Raw genomic sequence first — 300 nt, 5'->3', positions numbered from 1 at the left:
GATGTCGCGCCAACAATTCCATCGGAGTACAGCAGGATTTATGTGCTTACTTCAGGTGATAATTTAGTAATCGAACAAGTAAATTATTTACCAAATTTTACTGTTATAAAGGTAGGCAAGTATACTATTCATACGTTAATATATGATGCACGTGAGAGCAGTATTAACTTTTTAGATTTGGGTATAGTCAAATTTGGTGAAACAACTGGAGTTGACGTACTAGGTATTGTTACTGAAAATGGTTTATGTGCCTAGTTAGACGTAACTGGCGCCCCTGTAGAGGTGGTAGCAAAAGAAGTT

At 36.7% G+C, this 300-nt stretch carries 1 protein-coding gene; it reads left to right on the top strand.

The window, feature by feature from the left end; all coding sequences use genetic code 11:
- A partial coding sequence (locus EYD45_RS16870; RefSeq protein WP_207303330.1) for an acetolactate synthase small subunit occupies positions 1–255 on the top strand: 255 nt, incomplete at its 5' end.
- Positions 256–300 lie beyond the last annotated feature (45 nt).

Source organism: Hyunsoonleella flava (assembly GCF_004310325.1).
GTDB classification, from domain to species: Bacteria; Bacteroidota; Bacteroidia; order Flavobacteriales; family Flavobacteriaceae; genus Jejuia; species Jejuia flava.
Note: the sequence above shows the minus strand (reverse complement) of the source record. Positions and strands in the feature narration are given on the sequence as shown.